This window comes from Herbiconiux oxytropis (genome assembly GCF_024979315.1).
Taxonomy (GTDB): domain Bacteria; phylum Actinomycetota; class Actinomycetes; order Actinomycetales; family Microbacteriaceae; genus Herbiconiux; species Herbiconiux oxytropis.
In genome coordinates, this window is record NZ_JANLCK010000002.1 from 50124 (window position 1) to 64567 (window position 14444).

Sequence of the window (14444 nt, forward strand, 5' to 3'; positions counted from 1 at the left end):
GCGGTTACTCCGGGCACATGCCCAGGCGCGAAACGCTGGCACATCGTGCGCCCACGGCGTAGGGTCCGAGACATGAGCCCAGCCATGGTGAGCTTCCCCCCGACCCGGGAGGTCCGCCCGGCGCTGGCGGAGTGGATCCGGCAGCAGCGCTGGTTCGCCTCCTCCGCCGAGACCCCCGTCCTCACCCGGATCGGCATGTGGTCGCTCGTCGACCACCGCCACCAGGTGAGCCTCGAGACGCACCTCATCCTCGACGAGTCGGCGGCCGAGCCCGTGCTCTACCAGGTGCCGCTGTCGTTCCGCGGGTCGAGCCTGCTCGGCGGCGACCGCGCGCTCATCGAGCACGTCGAGCACGACGGATCCCATGTCTGGGTCTACGACGCCCCGCACGACCCCGCCTTCACGCGGGCCCTGCTCAGCCTCATGCTCGACGACGAGACGGAGCCGGGCGACGCCTTCGACGACACCGAGGTCGAAGGCCATCACGCCCTCACCAACTCCGACGTGCGGGTGACCGACTCGCACGTGCTGCGCGGTGAGCAGTCGAACACCTCGATCGTCTTCGACCTCGTGCACCCCAACGGCAAGCCCGCCCCGCCCGTGATCTGCAAGGTCTTCCGCACGCTGAGCGACGGTCCGAATCCGGATGTCGTGGTGCAGTCGGCGCTCAGCGACGCCGGCTCACGGCTCGTGCCGCGCTCGATCGGCTTCGTCACGGGCGCCTGGAACGATCCGCGCGTCAGCGACACGACCAGCCCCACGGGCATCGGTGGCCGAGCCGCCGGGCACCTCGCGTTCGCCCAGGAGTTCATCCCCGAGGTCGAAGACGCCTGGCGCGTCGCGCTCCGCTGCGCCGAGACGGGCGAGTCGTTCCAGCCGCTCGCCACCGCCCTCGGCGAGGCCACGGCCCAGGTGCACTCCGAGCTCGCACGCCTGTTCCCGGTGCAGCCCGCCGGCCAGGCCGAGATCGGCACCATCCTCGCCAGCATGCGCTCGCGCGCCGCCCAGGCGGTGGCCGAGTACCCGGCGCTCGAGTCGGAGCGGGACGCCATCGAGCGTGTGTTCGCCGCAGCCGCGGAGGCCGAGTGGCCCACCTTCCAGCGCATCCACGGCGACTACCACCTCGGCCAGGTGCTCGGTGTCCCCGGCCGTGGCTGGGTGCTGCTCGACTTCGAGGGCGAGCCGCTCCGGCCCCTCGCCGAGCGCAGCGAACCGGATGCGCCTCTTCGCGACGTGGCGGGCATGCTGCGCTCGTTCGACTACGTGGCCGGCACGCTGGCGGCCGCGCAAGGCGCCGACGCCGTGCGCGCGTGGGCGCACGAGGCGCGCGAGGCGTTCATCGACGGTTACTCCTCACGCTCGGGCATCGACCTCCGCGCCCAGCGCGTGCTGCTCGACGCGTTCGAGCTCGACAAGGCCCTCTACGAGGTCAGCTACGAGGTGCGCAACCGCCCCGACTGGGTCTCCATCCCGGCGAACGCGATCGCCCACCTCGCCCACCGCCCGCGCTGACCCGCGGTCAGGCCTCTGGCTCGCCCGTGATGAGGCCGCGGAGCCAGTCGCGCGCCTCGATGAAGACCTCGTTGTCGTAGCGCGGCACATACTGCACCTGGGCCTTGTCGGCGCGCGGATACGAGCCGAGGAAGACGATCTTCGGGCTGAACCGCCGCACGCCGAGCAGCGCATCCGCCACCCGCTCGTCGGTGATGTGGCCGTCGGCGTCGATCACGAAGCGGTACCGCCCGAGCGCGTCGCCGATAGGCCGCGACTGCAGCAGCGAGAGGTTGACGCCCCGGGTGGAGAACTGCTCGAGCAGCTCCAGCAGCGCACCGGAGCGGTCCTCCGGCAGCTCGGCGATGATGCTCGTCTTGTCGGCGCCCGTGGGCCCGGGCATCGCGCCGCCCCGGGAGACGAGCACGAAGCGCGTCACGGCGTGCGCGTTGTCGGCGATGCCCGAGGCGAGCACCTCGAAGTCGTGGTGCTGCACGATCTGCGGGGGCGCCACCGCCGCATCCGCGAGGTCGTTCTCGAAGAGGTTGAGCGCCGCCGCCACGTTCGAGGTGGCCGGGATGTGCCCGTGGGTGGGCAGGTGCGTGTCGAGCCAGGTGCGGGTCTGCGCATAGGCGACCGGATGCGCGTTGACCACCCGCACATCCTCGAGCCTCGTGCCTGGCCGCGCCACGAGCACGAACTGCACGTGCACGAGGTACTCCCCCACGATGCGCAGGTTCGGGATGCTCGCGAGGGCGTCCTGAGTGGCCGAGACGCCGCCCTCGATGGAGTTCTCGATGGCGATCATGGCGGCGACGCTCCGGCCGGACACCACGTCGTCGAGCGCCTCGCCCACGTTGTTGACCGAGCGCCAGGGCTTGCCCGCCGCCTCCGGCACCTGGGCGAGCGCCGCCTCGGTGAACGTGCCCGAGGGGCCCAGGTAGCTGTAGGTCTCCGACATGGTCCGAGCCTATCGAGTCGCACGCCGCCATCCGGTGCCGATCGATGGCGGGCAGAAGGTGCCAGACTTGGGGCATGCATGAGCGCGCAGGCACAGTCGCCCTTCCCGAAGACCTGATCGACGTCGACGCCCTGGTGGCGGCCTATTACGACCTGCACCCCGATGTCGAGGATCCCGAGCAGAAGGTGATCTTCGGCACGAGCGGCCACCGCGGCTCCTCCTTCAACACCGCGTTCAACGAGGACCACATCGCCGCCGTCACGCAGGCCATCGTGGAGTACCGGGCCGCGCAGGGCATCACCGGCCCGCTCTTCATCGGCCGCGACACCCACGGGCTCTCCAAGCCCGCCGAGGACACCGCGCTCGAGGTGCTGAACGCCAACGGCGTGACCGTGTGGTCGGATGCGCGCGACAGCTGGACGCCCACGCCCGCGGTCTCGCACGCCATCCTCGCCTACAACCGCGCCGGGCACCCCGACCAGGCCGACGGCATCGTCGTGACCCCCTCTCACAACCCGCCCGCCGACGGCGGCTTCAAGTACAACCCGCCCCACGGCGGGCCGGCCGACTCGGATGCGACGGGCTGGATCGCGAACCGCGCCAACGAGCTCATCGCGGGCGGCCTCGCCGACGTGAAGCGCGTGGGCCGCGGCGAGGGCGTGCCGAGCGACCGCTACGACTTCCGCGAGCACTACGTGGCCGACCTCGTGAACGTCATCGACCTCGACGCCATCCAGAAGTCCGGCATCCACATCGGTGCCGACCCGCTGGGCGGGGCGAGCGTGGAGTACTGGGAGCTCATCCGCGACCGGTACGGGCTCAACATGGAGGTCGTCAACGAGAGCGTCGACCCGCGCTGGGCGTTCATGACGCTCGACTGGGACGGCAAGATCCGGATGGACTGCTCGAGCCCCTACGCCATGGCGTCGCTCGTGGAGCGCCGGCACGACTTCGACATCTCCACCGGCAACGACGCGGATGCCGACCGGCACGGCGTGGTCACCCCGGACGCCGGCATCATGAACCCGAACCACTACCTGGCCGTCGCGATCCAGTACCTGTACTCGCGCCGCGAGGGCTGGTCGCCGGAGGCGGCGATCGGCAAGACCCTCGTGTCGTCGTCGATGATCGACCGCGTCGCCTCCGCCATCGGTCGCACCCTCTGGGAGGTGCCGGTGGGCTTCAAGTGGTTCGTGCCCGGGCTCGTCGACGGCTCCGTCGGCTTCGGCGGCGAGGAGTCGGCCGGCGCGTCGTTCCTGCGCTTCGACGGCACCGTGTGGACGACCGACAAGGACGGCATCCTGCTGGCACTCCTCGCCTCGGAGATCCTGGCCGTGACCGGCAAGACGCCCTCGCAGCTCTATGCCGAGCTCACCGAGGAGTTCGGTTCGCCGGTCTACGAGCGGATCGACGCCCCCGCCTCGAAGGCGCAGAAGGCGGTGCTCGCGAAGCTCGACGGGTCGGCCATCGCGGCCGAGACGCTCGCCGGGGATCCGATCATCGCGAAGCTCTCGCACGCTCCGGGGAACGATGCGGCCGTCGGCGGCGTGAAGGTCGTGACCGAACGCGCCTGGTTCGCCGCCCGGCCCTCCGGCACGGAGGACGTCTACAAGATCTACGCCGAGAGCTTCGTGGGCCCCGAGCACCTCGCCGAGGTGCAGGCCGAGGCCAAGAAGATCGTCGACGCGGCGCTCGGGGCCTAGCCTCCGGTGGCCGGGCCTCCGGTGGCCGGGTCGCCGGTGGCGGGGGTGCTCGGCTCGGCGAGCACCCACTCGCCCACGAGCTCCTGGCTGAACGGCACGGAGTAGGCCATGAGGGCGCCCGCCTGCGCATCGCGGAAGATGCGCTGGATGGGCGACCTGGCGAGGTAGGCCCCGCCGCCGCCCACCTTGAGGGCGGTCGCCGCGGCCTTCTTGGCGACCTCGTTGGTGAGCATCTTGCCCTCTGTGGCCAGGGCCATCGCCACCGGATCGCGCCGGTCGGCGAGCCATCCGGTCTGCTCAGCCACGAGCCTCGCGGCCGAGAGCTCCGCCCAGACCATCGCGGTCTCCGACTTCACCCACGGGGCGTCGGCGAGGCGCAGAGCGGCCGGGTGCTTCTGCCGCGTCGCCGAGGCCACGAGCGCATCGATCGCCGACTCCGCGATGCCGATCGAGAGCGCGGAGAAGCCGATCGTGATGAGGCTCGCGTAGCCGACCGGCGGCGGGCCGCAGCGGCGTTCCGCCGGCAGGAGGGTGCCGTCGAAGACGATCGTGCGACTGCGGGTGGCCCGCATGCCGATGGTCTGCTCGATCGGCGGGAGCGACATGGTGTCGTCACGGTCGATGCCGAAGAACGCGGGCTGTCCGTCGATCCGCACGTTGAGCAAGAGGTGATCGGCCGCCTCGACCCCCGACACGAAGAGCTTGGAGCCCGTGAGCGACCAGCCGCCCTGCACCCCGTCGACGTCCTGCTGCGACGAGAGGAAGTGGTTGCCGCCCGCGGGCTCCGACAGAGCGTTCGAGAATCGAGCGCCCGCACGGAGCGCCTCGGCGAAGTGCTCGGCCTCGGCCGGCGCCGACATCGTGACGAGCGCATGGGCCGCCCCGATGTGCATGAGCCACACGGCGGCGACGGCCGGATGCGCGGCCGCGAACACGCGCACCACGTCGACGAGAGCGGAGTACGACAGGGCCTCCCCTCCGTGCTCGACGGGGAGGAAGGCGACGTCGAGACCGCTCTCCGAGATCGCGCGGAGATTCCCGATCGGGAGCTCACCGGAGGCGTCGTCGGCGGCGACGGTCGCGCGGAAGGAGTCGGCGAGCGCCGTCGCGGTCTCGATCCAGCGCTCCTCCGACGGCGGCCGGAACGCGGCGAAGGGGGTGGGGCGGGTGAGCATGGTGCTCCTCTCAGAACTGGTAGCGCGCGGTGGAGAACACCTGCGGCGGACGGATGGTGCGCATCATCGAGTACGACACCGTCTTGGGGTCGTGCAGCTCCCGGGCGTGGAAGAGCCGACGGCCGCTCAGTCCGATCCCCACGATGTCGAGGGTGAGCACCGGCGTGCCCTCGGGCTGCTCGAAGAGCTCGGCGTCGTGGGCGGTCAGCACCTCGGCCGAGGGCGTGGCCACCTCCCAGGCGATCGACTCGTTCCAGACCTGGGTGATGGCGCTGTAGATGGAGTCGCCGAGGTCGACGTCGCCGCGGGGGAAGCGCAACGGCACGGTGCCGAACGAGAGCATCGCCACGGCGCCGTCGGCCCGCCAGCGCTTCACGATGCGCGCGGCGGGCAGTCCGGCCTCGGTCATGAGCAGTCGCGCGATCTCCTTCGGCATCGGCAGGTCCGAGGTCTCGAGCACCTCGACGGTGCTCGCGTAGCCGAGCTGACGCAGCAGCACGCTGTACTCGAGCTGGTCCTCGAAGCGCACGCTCATCCGCGTGGCCACCGGGTCGACCTCGGTGGCGGCGCCCTGACGGCGCAGCACCATGCCCTGCTGCTCGAGCGAAGCGAGCACGTCGCGCACCTGCTTGCGGGTGCTGCCGAGCCGCTCGGCGAGCTCGACCTCGCCCGGCAGGCTCGATCCGGATGCGGCGGCATCGCGCACGAAGCGCAGAACGCCCGCGAGCACCCGCTGACTCTCGTTGGTCATGTGGCGGCCCTTCCCGTCGTGGAACGGTACAGCCTCCGCAGCTGCCTGCGCGACGTGATCACGAGCACGACGAGCGTCACGAGGTAGGGCGCTGACTGGTAGACCTCGCTCGGCAGCGTGAGCGCCGTCGACTGCGACAGCAGCGCGAAGCTCTGCAGGAACGCGAACAGGAGCGCGCCGAGCGCGATGCCGACCGGGCGGCTGCGGCCCATGATCACCACAGCGAGCACGATGTAGCCGCGGCCGGCCGTGATGTCGGGGGTGAACGATCCGATCGTGCCGACCGTGATGGCCGCTCCGCCGAGCCCCGCCAGAGCGCCGCCGATGAGCAGCGCCGATGCTCCCGTGCGCTGCACGCGCACGCCGCGGAGGGCCGCGGCATCCGGGTCGCTGCCGACGGCCTGCACCGCGAGGCCGAACCGGGTGAAGCGCGTCACCGCCCATGCGGCGACGAGGAGCACGGCGGCGGCGTAGACGAGCGGGCTCTGGCCGAACAGCACGGGTCCGATCACCGGGATGTCGGTGAGCGGCCCGAGGTCGGCCCTCGGCACCGTCTGCACGGTCACGTTGGTCTCGCCGCTCGGGATCCAGAGCTGGAAGAGGTAGGTGCTGAGCCCCAGTCCGAGCATCGTCACGGCGAGACCCACCACGATCTCGTTGGCGTGCAGGCGGTGGATGACGAGGTTCATGCCGACGGCCATCACGAGACCGACGCCGGCACCCGCGACGAGCCCCACGAGCGGGCCGCCGAGGCTGCCTGCCCACACTCCCGTGAAGGCGCCCATGATCATCATCCCCTCGATGCCGAGGTTGATGCGGCCCGCGCGCTCGACGAACCCCTCGCCGATGCCCGCGAACACGAGCGGGGCGGCGAGGGCGAGCGTGCCGGCGAGGATGGCGACCCAGAGTTCGACGCTCACGAGCGGCCTCCCTCGTGCGCGGGCTCGGTGTCGTGCTCGGCGTCGATGGGAGCCGCTGCCGGGGCGAGCGCCGCAACGGCTGTGCGCTGATAGGCGGCGATGCAGGCCACGCCGATCAGCAGCACGCCCTTGATGACCTCGGCGATCGAGGAGGGCACGGTGCCGGTGGCCGACTGCATGCCCACGGCGCCGGCCGTGAGGGCGGAGAAGAAGAGAGCGGCGAGCACGATGCCGATCGGCGCGAGCCCTCCGAGCAGGGCGACCGCGAGGCCCGAGAAGCCCACGCCCCCCGTGACCGAGTTGAGCAGTCGCTCGTTCACCCCGGCCACCTGGATCCAGCCGACGATGCCCGCACCGACCCCGGAGACGAGCATGGTGGAGTAGATCGTGCGCGAGCGGGTGGCCCCGAGCCGGAGGGCGAGCTTGGGCCGGCTCGCGAAGACCGTGAGGCGCGTGCTCGCGGCCGAGCGGCGCCAGAGGAAGAACGCGACGGCGATCACGATCACCAGCAGGATGCCCCAGTGCGCGCGGGTGCCGGGCAGGAGGGAGGGGAGAGCCGCGGCCTCGGGGAGCTTGGCGCTCTGCGGGGTGGCGGTCTCGTCCGGGCTCGCGAGCCAGGTGCGGAGGGTCCAGCCGAGCAGGCCCGCGGCGAGATAGTTGAGCAGCAGGGTGCTGAGGATCTCGTTGACCCGCCAGCGCACCGCCAGGAAGGCCGGGAGGAGCGCCATGGCCCCGCCGCCCGCGGAGCCCGCGAGCAGCCCGACGAGCCAGTACAGGATGCCGGGTGCGGCACCGCCTGTGACCGACTCGACCGCGAAGACGGCGGCCGTGGCCGCGATGGCGCCCACGACGATCTGCCCTTCGGCGCCCACCGAGAACACGCCGGCGCGGAGGGCCGGGATGAGGGTGAGTGCCACGATGCCCACGGGCACCGCGCCCACGAGCACCTCTCCGATGCGGTACGGAGAGCTCGAGACGCCCTCGACGAGGCCCTGGATCCCCACGAGCGGATCGGCGCCGGCGAAGACGATGAGCGCGGCCGCCACCACGATCACCGCGACGACGACCGAGGCCGTGAGCACCCAGCGCCGGCGATCGAACGCGGTCACGAGGCGTGCCCCTCATGACCGCAGCGGTCGAGGTGCCCGCCCACCGGCACCAGCACGTCGACGAACGACTGGGTGAGCGCGTCGATGAGGCCACGCTCGGTGAGCCCCAGGTCGGGCACGACGTACAGGCCGACGAACGACAGGATGATGTAGGGCGAGGGGATGGTGCAGCCGAGCGCGTGGGTGGCCTCGTGCCCTAGCCGGAGCGCCTCGGCCGTCTCCTCGAACGGCGCCGCGCTCATCATGCCGCCCACGGGCAGCGGCACCCGGCCGACGACCTCGCCGTCGGCCACCGTCACGAAGCCGCCCTGCATCGCGCGGAGCTCCTCGACCGCGTGCAGCATCGAGGCGTCGTCGGCTCCGACCACGGCGATGTTCATGTTCGGGCAGTTCATCGTGATGGCGATCGCACCACGGCGGAGTCCGAAGCCCTTCACGAAGCCGATGCCCGTGAGCGCGTCGCCGTGGTGGCGGTCGACCACGGCGATCTTCAGCACGTCGTGCTCGAGGTCGGGCTGCACGAGACCGCCGACCACGTCGAGCTCGGTCTCGAAGGCGTGCTTGAAGTAGCCCTTGTACATCTCCATGGCCCGCACGCGTGCTCGTCCGGTGCCGGACTCCTCGACCCCGGACCCCGTTGCGGCACGGACCTCGAACATAGACGGGTCGAGCTCGGCAGGCAGATGCACGGTGTCCGTCATCCACTCGGGGAGCTCGTCGGTGTTTTCGAAGAGCGCCCTGCCGTCGCGGGCGACGACCCTCCCCTCCACCACGACGACCGAGGGTCGCACCTCGGCGAGATCGGGGATGAGCTGGAGGTCGGCCAGGCGCGAGGGGGCGAGGAGGCCGAGCACCTGGTCGAGCCGGTAGTACGCGGCCGGCTGCGTGGTGGCCATGCGATAGGCCAGCTGCGGATCGACCCCGAAGCGGATGGCCTGCCGCACGTGGTGGTCGATGTGCCCCTCGGTGTGCAGGTCGAGGGCGTGCTTGTCGTCGGCGCAGAAGCAGAGGCTGCGGAGGGCTGGGGCCACCTTCTCGAGGTCGGTGAAGATCGGCACCGTGTTGTCGGTGAGCGAGGCACCCATGACCGTGATCATGGCGCCGAGCCGCACGCGCTCGAGCACCTCGTCGATCGTGGCGGAGTTGTGGTCGTCGCCCACACCGGCCGCGAGGTAGCCCCACAGCGACTCGTCCGTCTGGGCCGCGGTGTGGCCCGTGATGCGACGGCCGGCCACGAGCGCCTCCCGGAAGCGGCCTGTCGATTCCTCGCCGTAGTCGAAGGGGTTGCCTTCGCCGAGGTTGGTCGTCACGTCGTCCCACAGCCGGCCCCGCACGACCTCCTCGGCGATGACAGCTCCCCCGCGCTCGAGCTCCGGCGACCCCGGTGTCTTCGGCGAGACCTGCTGGAAGATGTGCAGGGGGGTGCCGGTCGTCAGCAGCTGGTCCATGCCGCGCGCGCCCCACACGTTCGCGGCGCCGTTGGGGTCGGTGAGCACCGTGCCGGTGCCGCGAGCCACGCTCAAGCGGCCGAGCTCGCCCGGGGTGAGGTTGGTGTACTCGATGTGCAGGTGCGCATCGATGAAGGTCGGCACGACGTGGCATCCGGATGCGTCGAGCTCATCGGGCGCACCGGGCTCGCCCTGTTCTCCGGGGCTCGCGGCGGGCACGTGGCCCCACGGGGTCAGGGCCGCGATGTGCCGGCCCGAGACGAGGATGTCGCGTTCGAGCCACTCCTCGGTGCCCGGCGACTGCACGAGCCCGCCGCGCACGATCAGATCGGGCCGGGCCGTTCCTGCCGCGACGGCGCGCAGCCGGCCGAGCTCGGCGGCGGTGGGGAAGAGTGCGGTCTTGTCGGTCATACCTGGACTTCCGGTTCGGGATCGGCCGTGGGAGGAGTGCCGGTCAGGCCCGCCATGGCCCGGCCGATGCGTTCGGTCGTCGCCTGGGCGATCAGGAGATCGGCCACGACGCGCCCGGCGAACATCACGAGCACGCGGTCGGCCACGCCGAGCACCTCGTCGAGGTCGTGCGACGCGACGACCACGGCGGCCCCCTCGGCGGCGAGCGCGGCGAGCCGCTCGCGGATGGCCTGGGCGGCGCGGAGGTCGAGACCCTGCGCGGGTCCGTAGGCGAGCACGGCGCGCGGCGTCTCGGCCGAGCCGAGTTCGCGCGCGGCGAGGAGCTTCTGCTGGTTGCCTCCCGACAGCCCCGAGGCCAGGAGGTCGGGGCGGGGCGGCCGCACGTCGAAGGCCTGGAGCCTGGCCCCGACCTTCGAGGCGGTCGGCCGCCCGACCCGGGAGGAGGATCCGATCGCGGTCGAGTACACCGTCAGGTTCTCCGCCAGCGTCATCGTCGGCACGACGGCCTCGCTCCGCTCCTCGGGGATCCAGGCGAGGCCGGCGCGCTGGAAGACGGAGGCCGATGCCGAGGCACCGGCCGCCGTGCCCGCGAGGGCGACGGTCCCGGCGGAGGGCTGCACGAAGCCGCCCAGCACGTCGAGCAGCAGGTTCTGGCCGCTGCCGGCCACCCCGGCGATGCCCACGATCTCACCGGAGCGCACCGTGATGTCGACACCGTCGAGCGGGGAGTCGCGGGTGGAGGCGGCCACGAGGCCCTCGGCCGCGAGCACGACCTCGCCGATCGTGCGATCGGCGCGGGCGGGCGCCGCGGCGAGCTCCCCCACCATGAGGCGCGCGATCTGCGAGGGCTCGAGCCCCGCGGCGGATCCGTGGTGCACGTTCTCGCCGTGCGAGAGCACCGTGAGGTCGTCGGCCACCTGCCTCACCTCGTCGAGGCGGTGGGTGATCAGCACGATCGCGGTGCCGAGGGCGCAGAGCGAGCGGAGGTGGGCGAAGAGCCCGCCCACCTCGAGCGGGCCGAGGCTCGCCGTCGGCTCGTCGAGGATGAGCGTGTGCGCCCCCTCGGCGAGCGCGACGACGATCTCGCCGAGCTGGCGGTGCGCCTGGGTGAGAGCCGAGGTGGGGGTGTCGAGCTCCACGGCCACCCCCGCGCGCTCGAGCGTCTCGGTGAGCAGCGCCCTGGCCGACCGCCGGTCGGCGAGGCGGCGCGGGCCCACGAGCAGGTAGTTCTCCACGAGGCTGAGCTCCCCCACGAGGCTCAGCTGCTGCGGCACCATGTTGATGCCCGCGCGCTTCGCCGCCGCCCGGTCGCGCGGAGCGAACGGGCGGCCGGCGAGGGTCATCGAGCCGGCGGTGGGCCGCTCGATGCCCGCGAGGAGCTTGGCGAGCGTCGACTTGCCTGCGCCGTTCTCCCCCACGAGGGCGTGCACGGCACCTGGCCGCACGACCAGCGAGACGTCGTGCAGCGCGCGCACCGGTCCGAAGCTCTTCGAGAGGGACCGCGCTTCGAGAACGCGATCACCCTGCTCCTGGGAGGCGGTCATCAGCCGATGGTGACCGTGCCGTCGGTGATCCCGGCGATGACCTCGTCGACCTTGGTCGCGACATCCGCCGGAACGGTGCCGTCGACGTCGTTGATGGGCTGGTAGACGATGCCGCCGTTCTGCAGGGTCGACGTCACGCCCTTGCCGCCGAACTCGCCGGCCGCGACCTCCTCGACCCAGGCCTTCACGATCGGGTACATGTCGAGGTCGACGGTCGAGACGTTGTTCGCCAGCGCCGCTTCGCCCGCCGCCGACGAGACGCCCACGCTCAGCACACCGGCATCGGCCGCGGCCGAACCGACGCCCGTCGCGATGCCGTCACCCGTCGTGTAGACGAGCTGCGCCCCCTGGCCGATGAGGCCCGTGGTGGCCGCCGCGGCCGCCTGCGCGTCGTCGAAGCTGCCCGCGTAGACCACCGGCAGCAGCTCGGCGGCCGGGTTCGCCGCTGTGACGCCCTGCTGGAAGAAGGCGTCGGTGGCCTTGACGAAGTCGAGCTCGAGGCTCTCGACGCGGCCGATCGGCGTGGCCCCCGTGAGCCCGGCGATGTAACCGGCGAGGTAGCCCACCTGCGGGGTGTCGTAGGTCCAGGTCTCCACGTTGTCGGTGGAGCGCTCGAGGATGTCAGGTCCCCCCGAGGCGGTGAAGTGCACGTCGGGGAACTGCTCGGCCACCGAGAAGACCGCGTCGCCGAGCTCGATGCCGTGGCCGATGATGAGGTCGTAGCCCTGGCTCGCGAAGTCGGCGATCACGGGCTCGCTCTCGCCCGGGTCGGCCATCTGGTCGCGGAGCTCGTAGTCGATGAGCCCCTCGTCCTCGAGCTTCTGCAGAGCGTCGGCGAGGGCCTGGTTGAAGGCGCCGTCGTTGGTGTTGCCAGGGGTGAGCGCGCCGACCTTCAGCACGTCGTCCGACGCACCCGCGGCATCCGTCGACCCGGAGGACCCGGAGGATCCGGAGGCGCACGCGCTCAGGGCGAGCACGGCGGAGGAGGCGAGGAGGGCCCCGGCGACGAGGGCGGTGTTTCTTCTGGGCATGGTGTTCCTTTCGGGAGGTGAGTGCGGTGTGGTGCGGTGGTGCGGGTGGAACGACTGGGGTGTCAGGTGGGGGTGTCGGTGAAGCCCTCGGCGAGGGTGGGGCCGACGAACGCGCCGCTCTGCAGGGAGTAGTGGCCGAGCACCGCGCCCGTGCTCACGGAGAAGCAGGGGTCGAGACCCTCGATCACGGGCGGGGACGCGGGGTGCAGTGCGACGTCGGAGACGCACACCACCGGGTGGCCGTGGAGCGTGCGGGCGACCGCCGTGGCGGGGAGCTCGCCCTTCTCCGCGGCGCCGAGGAGGGCGGCCTGGGTGAGGAAGCCGCGCAGCCCGGGATCGTCGAGGCAGTCGTGCGCCGTCTTGGAGCAGCCGTCGGTCCAGCGGATGCCGCCGCCCGGCAGCACCTCGACCCGGCCGGTCTGCACGCCCAAGGCGCTCTCCCCCTGCGACTTCACATCGATCGTCAGGCTGAACGAGGATCCGGACCGCACCGAGGTGATGTGCTCGACGTAGAGCGCCTCGGACTTCGTGCCGGTGACGGTGTAGCCGTCCGGCCAGCCCGCCACGATCGGCGCGAGCTCCACGACGGTGCCGTCGGTCACGCTGGAGACGGACACCTCGGACCTCGCCGACACGGGGTGCTCCGCTTCCGGCAGGAGGGCACCCGCGGCGACCAGGACTGCGGCCAGGAGCACCACGCCCGCCAGCCCGGCACGAGCGGCGACGGTCATGCCGTGCTCTCGCTCTGGGGCTCCGGCTCCGGCTCCGTCAGCCCCGCGAGCTCAGCGAGGAGGTCGCGCTTCAGATCGGCGTCGGCGAAGGAGGCGTGGATCGACTCCGCCGCGAATCGGGCGAGCTCCGGTCTGCCGAACCCGTAGACGGCCGAGGCGACCGCCCAGTCCTCGTCGAGCGTGCAGGCCAGCGGCGCCGGGTCGTCGGTGTTGAGGGTGACCCGCACCCCGGCCGCGACCAGCCGCGGCAGCGGATGCGACTCCCAGTCGGGGTAGAGCCCGAGCGTGACGTTCGACCGCGGGCAGACGCCGAGCGGGATGGACTCGTCGATGAGACGGCGGATGAGCGCGTCGTCCTCGATCGCCCGCACGCCGTGGTCGATCCGCTCCGCGTGCAGATGGTCGAGGGCCTCCCTGATGCCCTCCGGGCCGCTCGACTCCCCCGCGTGCACCGTGCGGTGCAGGCCCGCTGCCTCGGCCGCGCGGAAAGCGGTGCGGAACTTCGCGCCCGTGGGTCCACTCGCCTTCTCGTCGCCGTCCACACTCAGGGCGACCACGCGCGGCGGTCGGCGGCCGACGAGCGTGTCGACGATCTGCTCGGCCTCGAGCGCCGACTGGGTGCGCAGCAGCGAGTAGGCCATGTTCGTCACGCACAGGCCGTCCTGCTCCGCCTCGTCGAGACCGGCGGCGAGCGCCTGCATGAGCTCGATCTCGCGGCCGTGCCAGGCGTTCCAGTGCGTGGGGTTCACGATCACGTCGGAGTAGCGGATGCCCGACGCGGTCTGCCGGGCGGCGAAGGCGTACGCGATCCTGGCCGCCTGCTCCGGGGTGCGCACGAGGCCGCACTGCCAGTCGAGGAAGCGCAGGAAGCCGCTGAGGCCGGCTCCACCCACGCCTCCCGCGGTGCCGCCGGTGGTCACCTCCGGCTTCGTGAACTCGTCGTGGGTGCCGATGTCGAAGATGGTGGCCGCGGGGCCGGGCAGCGCGACGCCGTTCTCCTTCGCGAGGCGCAGCAGGTCGACGAGGGCGAAGGTGCCCTCCAGGTGAACGTGCACCTCCGCCTTCGGCAGCAGCCGGATCTCCTGCTCGTCGATCCGCGCCGGCACGAGGGCGGGAGCGGGGCGGGAGTCTGTTGCGGTGGAGACGGGGGGCATGCTGACCTTCCGGAC

The 14444-nt window shown here is 71.9% G+C and carries 12 protein-coding genes; 2 read left to right on the forward strand and 10 right to left on the reverse strand.

Annotation, left to right across the window (positions count from 1 at the left end; all coding sequences use genetic code 11):
• Positions 1–72: 72 nt before the first annotated feature.
• The gene (locus tag N1028_RS03385; protein ID WP_259525408.1) at positions 73–1512 is read left to right on the forward strand and encodes a maltokinase N-terminal cap-like domain-containing protein; all 1440 of its coding nucleotides are present in this window, start codon (positions 73–75) and stop codon (positions 1510–1512) included.
• Between the two features lie 7 nt (positions 1513–1519).
• On the opposite strand, the gene pheA is transcribed toward N1028_RS03385, so the two are convergent.
• A complete protein-coding gene (gene pheA, locus N1028_RS03390) occupies positions 1520–2452 on the reverse strand; it encodes a prephenate dehydratase (RefSeq protein WP_259525409.1) in 933 nt (310 codons plus the stop codon).
• Positions 2453–2526: 74 nt separating this feature from the next.
• On the opposite strand from pheA, the gene pgm reads away from it, so the two are divergent.
• Positions 2527–4155: a phosphoglucomutase (alpha-D-glucose-1,6-bisphosphate-dependent) gene (pgm, locus tag N1028_RS03395; RefSeq protein WP_259525410.1), complete on the forward strand. Its 1629-nt coding sequence runs from the start codon at positions 2527–2529 to the stop codon at positions 4153–4155.
• Here pgm and N1028_RS03400 read toward each other — a convergent pair.
• The 9 genes from N1028_RS03400 to add all read right to left on the reverse strand — a co-directional run bounded on the left by N1028_RS03400 (position 4152) and on the right by add (position 14429).
• On the reverse strand, positions 4152–5330 hold the full coding sequence (locus tag N1028_RS03400) for an acyl-CoA dehydrogenase family protein (protein WP_259525411.1): 1179 nt from the start codon (positions 5328–5330) through the stop codon (positions 4152–4154). The two genes, pgm and N1028_RS03400, sit on opposite strands and share 4 nt — an antisense overlap.
• 10 nt (positions 5331–5340) lie before the next feature.
• Positions 5341–6081 carry a GntR family transcriptional regulator gene (locus N1028_RS03405; RefSeq protein ID WP_259525412.1) on the reverse strand — a complete coding sequence of 247 codons (741 nt, stop codon included), beginning with the start codon at positions 6079–6081 and terminating at the stop codon, positions 5341–5343.
• On the reverse strand, positions 6078–7001 hold the full coding sequence (locus N1028_RS03410) for an ABC transporter permease (protein ID WP_259525413.1): 924 nt from the start codon (positions 6999–7001) through the stop codon (positions 6078–6080). Before N1028_RS03410 ends, N1028_RS03405 begins: the two co-directional genes overlap by 4 nt.
• Positions 6998–8110 carry an ABC transporter permease gene (locus tag N1028_RS03415; protein WP_259525414.1) on the reverse strand — a complete coding sequence of 371 codons (1113 nt, stop codon included), beginning with the start codon at positions 8108–8110 and terminating at the stop codon, positions 6998–7000. Before N1028_RS03415 ends, N1028_RS03410 begins: the two co-directional genes overlap by 4 nt.
• Complete coding sequence (locus tag N1028_RS03420; protein WP_259525415.1) at positions 8107–9969, reverse strand: adenine deaminase C-terminal domain-containing protein; 1863 nt, start codon at positions 9967–9969, stop codon at positions 8107–8109. Before N1028_RS03420 ends, N1028_RS03415 begins: the two co-directional genes overlap by 4 nt.
• Positions 9966–11513 carry an ATP-binding cassette domain-containing protein gene (locus N1028_RS03425; RefSeq protein WP_259525416.1) on the reverse strand — a complete coding sequence of 516 codons (1548 nt, stop codon included), beginning with the start codon at positions 11511–11513 and terminating at the stop codon, positions 9966–9968. The genes N1028_RS03420 and N1028_RS03425 overlap by 4 nt, the downstream gene beginning before the upstream one ends.
• Positions 11513–12544: a BMP family lipoprotein gene (locus N1028_RS03430; protein ID WP_259525417.1), complete on the reverse strand. Its 1032-nt coding sequence runs from the start codon at positions 12542–12544 to the stop codon at positions 11513–11515. The genes N1028_RS03425 and N1028_RS03430 overlap by 1 nt, the downstream gene beginning before the upstream one ends.
• A 62-nt stretch (positions 12545–12606) precedes the next feature.
• On the reverse strand, positions 12607–13275 hold the full coding sequence (locus tag N1028_RS03435) for a hypothetical protein (protein WP_259525418.1): 669 nt from the start codon (positions 13273–13275) through the stop codon (positions 12607–12609).
• A complete protein-coding gene (gene add / locus N1028_RS03440; protein WP_259525419.1) occupies positions 13272–14429 on the reverse strand; it encodes an adenosine deaminase in 1158 nt (385 codons plus the stop codon). The genes N1028_RS03435 and add overlap by 4 nt, the downstream gene beginning before the upstream one ends.
• Positions 14430–14444 lie beyond the last annotated feature (15 nt).

What these genes read in the sequence shown, in the direction of transcription:
- N1028_RS03385 (WP_259525408.1), top strand. Translation starts at nt 73, where the DNA reads ATGAGCCCAGCCATGGTGAGCTTCCCCCCGACCCGGGAGGTCCGCCCG.
- pheA (WP_259525409.1), bottom strand. Translation starts at nt 2,452, where the DNA reads ATGTCGGAGACCTACAGCTACCTGGGCCCCTCGGGCACGTTCACCGAG.
- pgm (WP_259525410.1), top strand. Translation starts at nt 2,527, where the DNA reads ATGCATGAGCGCGCAGGCACAGTCGCCCTTCCCGAAGACCTGATCGAC.
- N1028_RS03400 (WP_259525411.1), bottom strand. Translation starts at nt 5,330, where the DNA reads ATGCTCACCCGCCCCACCCCCTTCGCCGCGTTCCGGCCGCCGTCGGAG.
- N1028_RS03405 (WP_259525412.1), bottom strand. Translation starts at nt 6,081, where the DNA reads ATGACCAACGAGAGTCAGCGGGTGCTCGCGGGCGTTCTGCGCTTCGTG.
- N1028_RS03420 (WP_259525415.1), bottom strand. Translation starts at nt 9,969, where the DNA reads ATGACCGACAAGACCGCACTCTTCCCCACCGCCGCCGAGCTCGGCCGG.
- N1028_RS03425 (WP_259525416.1), bottom strand. Translation starts at nt 11,513, where the DNA reads ATGACCGCCTCCCAGGAGCAGGGTGATCGCGTTCTCGAAGCGCGGTCC.
- N1028_RS03430 (WP_259525417.1), bottom strand. Translation starts at nt 12,544, where the DNA reads ATGCCCAGAAGAAACACCGCCCTCGTCGCCGGGGCCCTCCTCGCCTCC.
- N1028_RS03435 (WP_259525418.1), bottom strand. Translation starts at nt 13,275, where the DNA reads ATGACCGTCGCCGCTCGTGCCGGGCTGGCGGGCGTGGTGCTCCTGGCC.
- add (WP_259525419.1), bottom strand. Translation starts at nt 14,429, where the DNA reads ATGCCCCCCGTCTCCACCGCAACAGACTCCCGCCCCGCTCCCGCCCTC.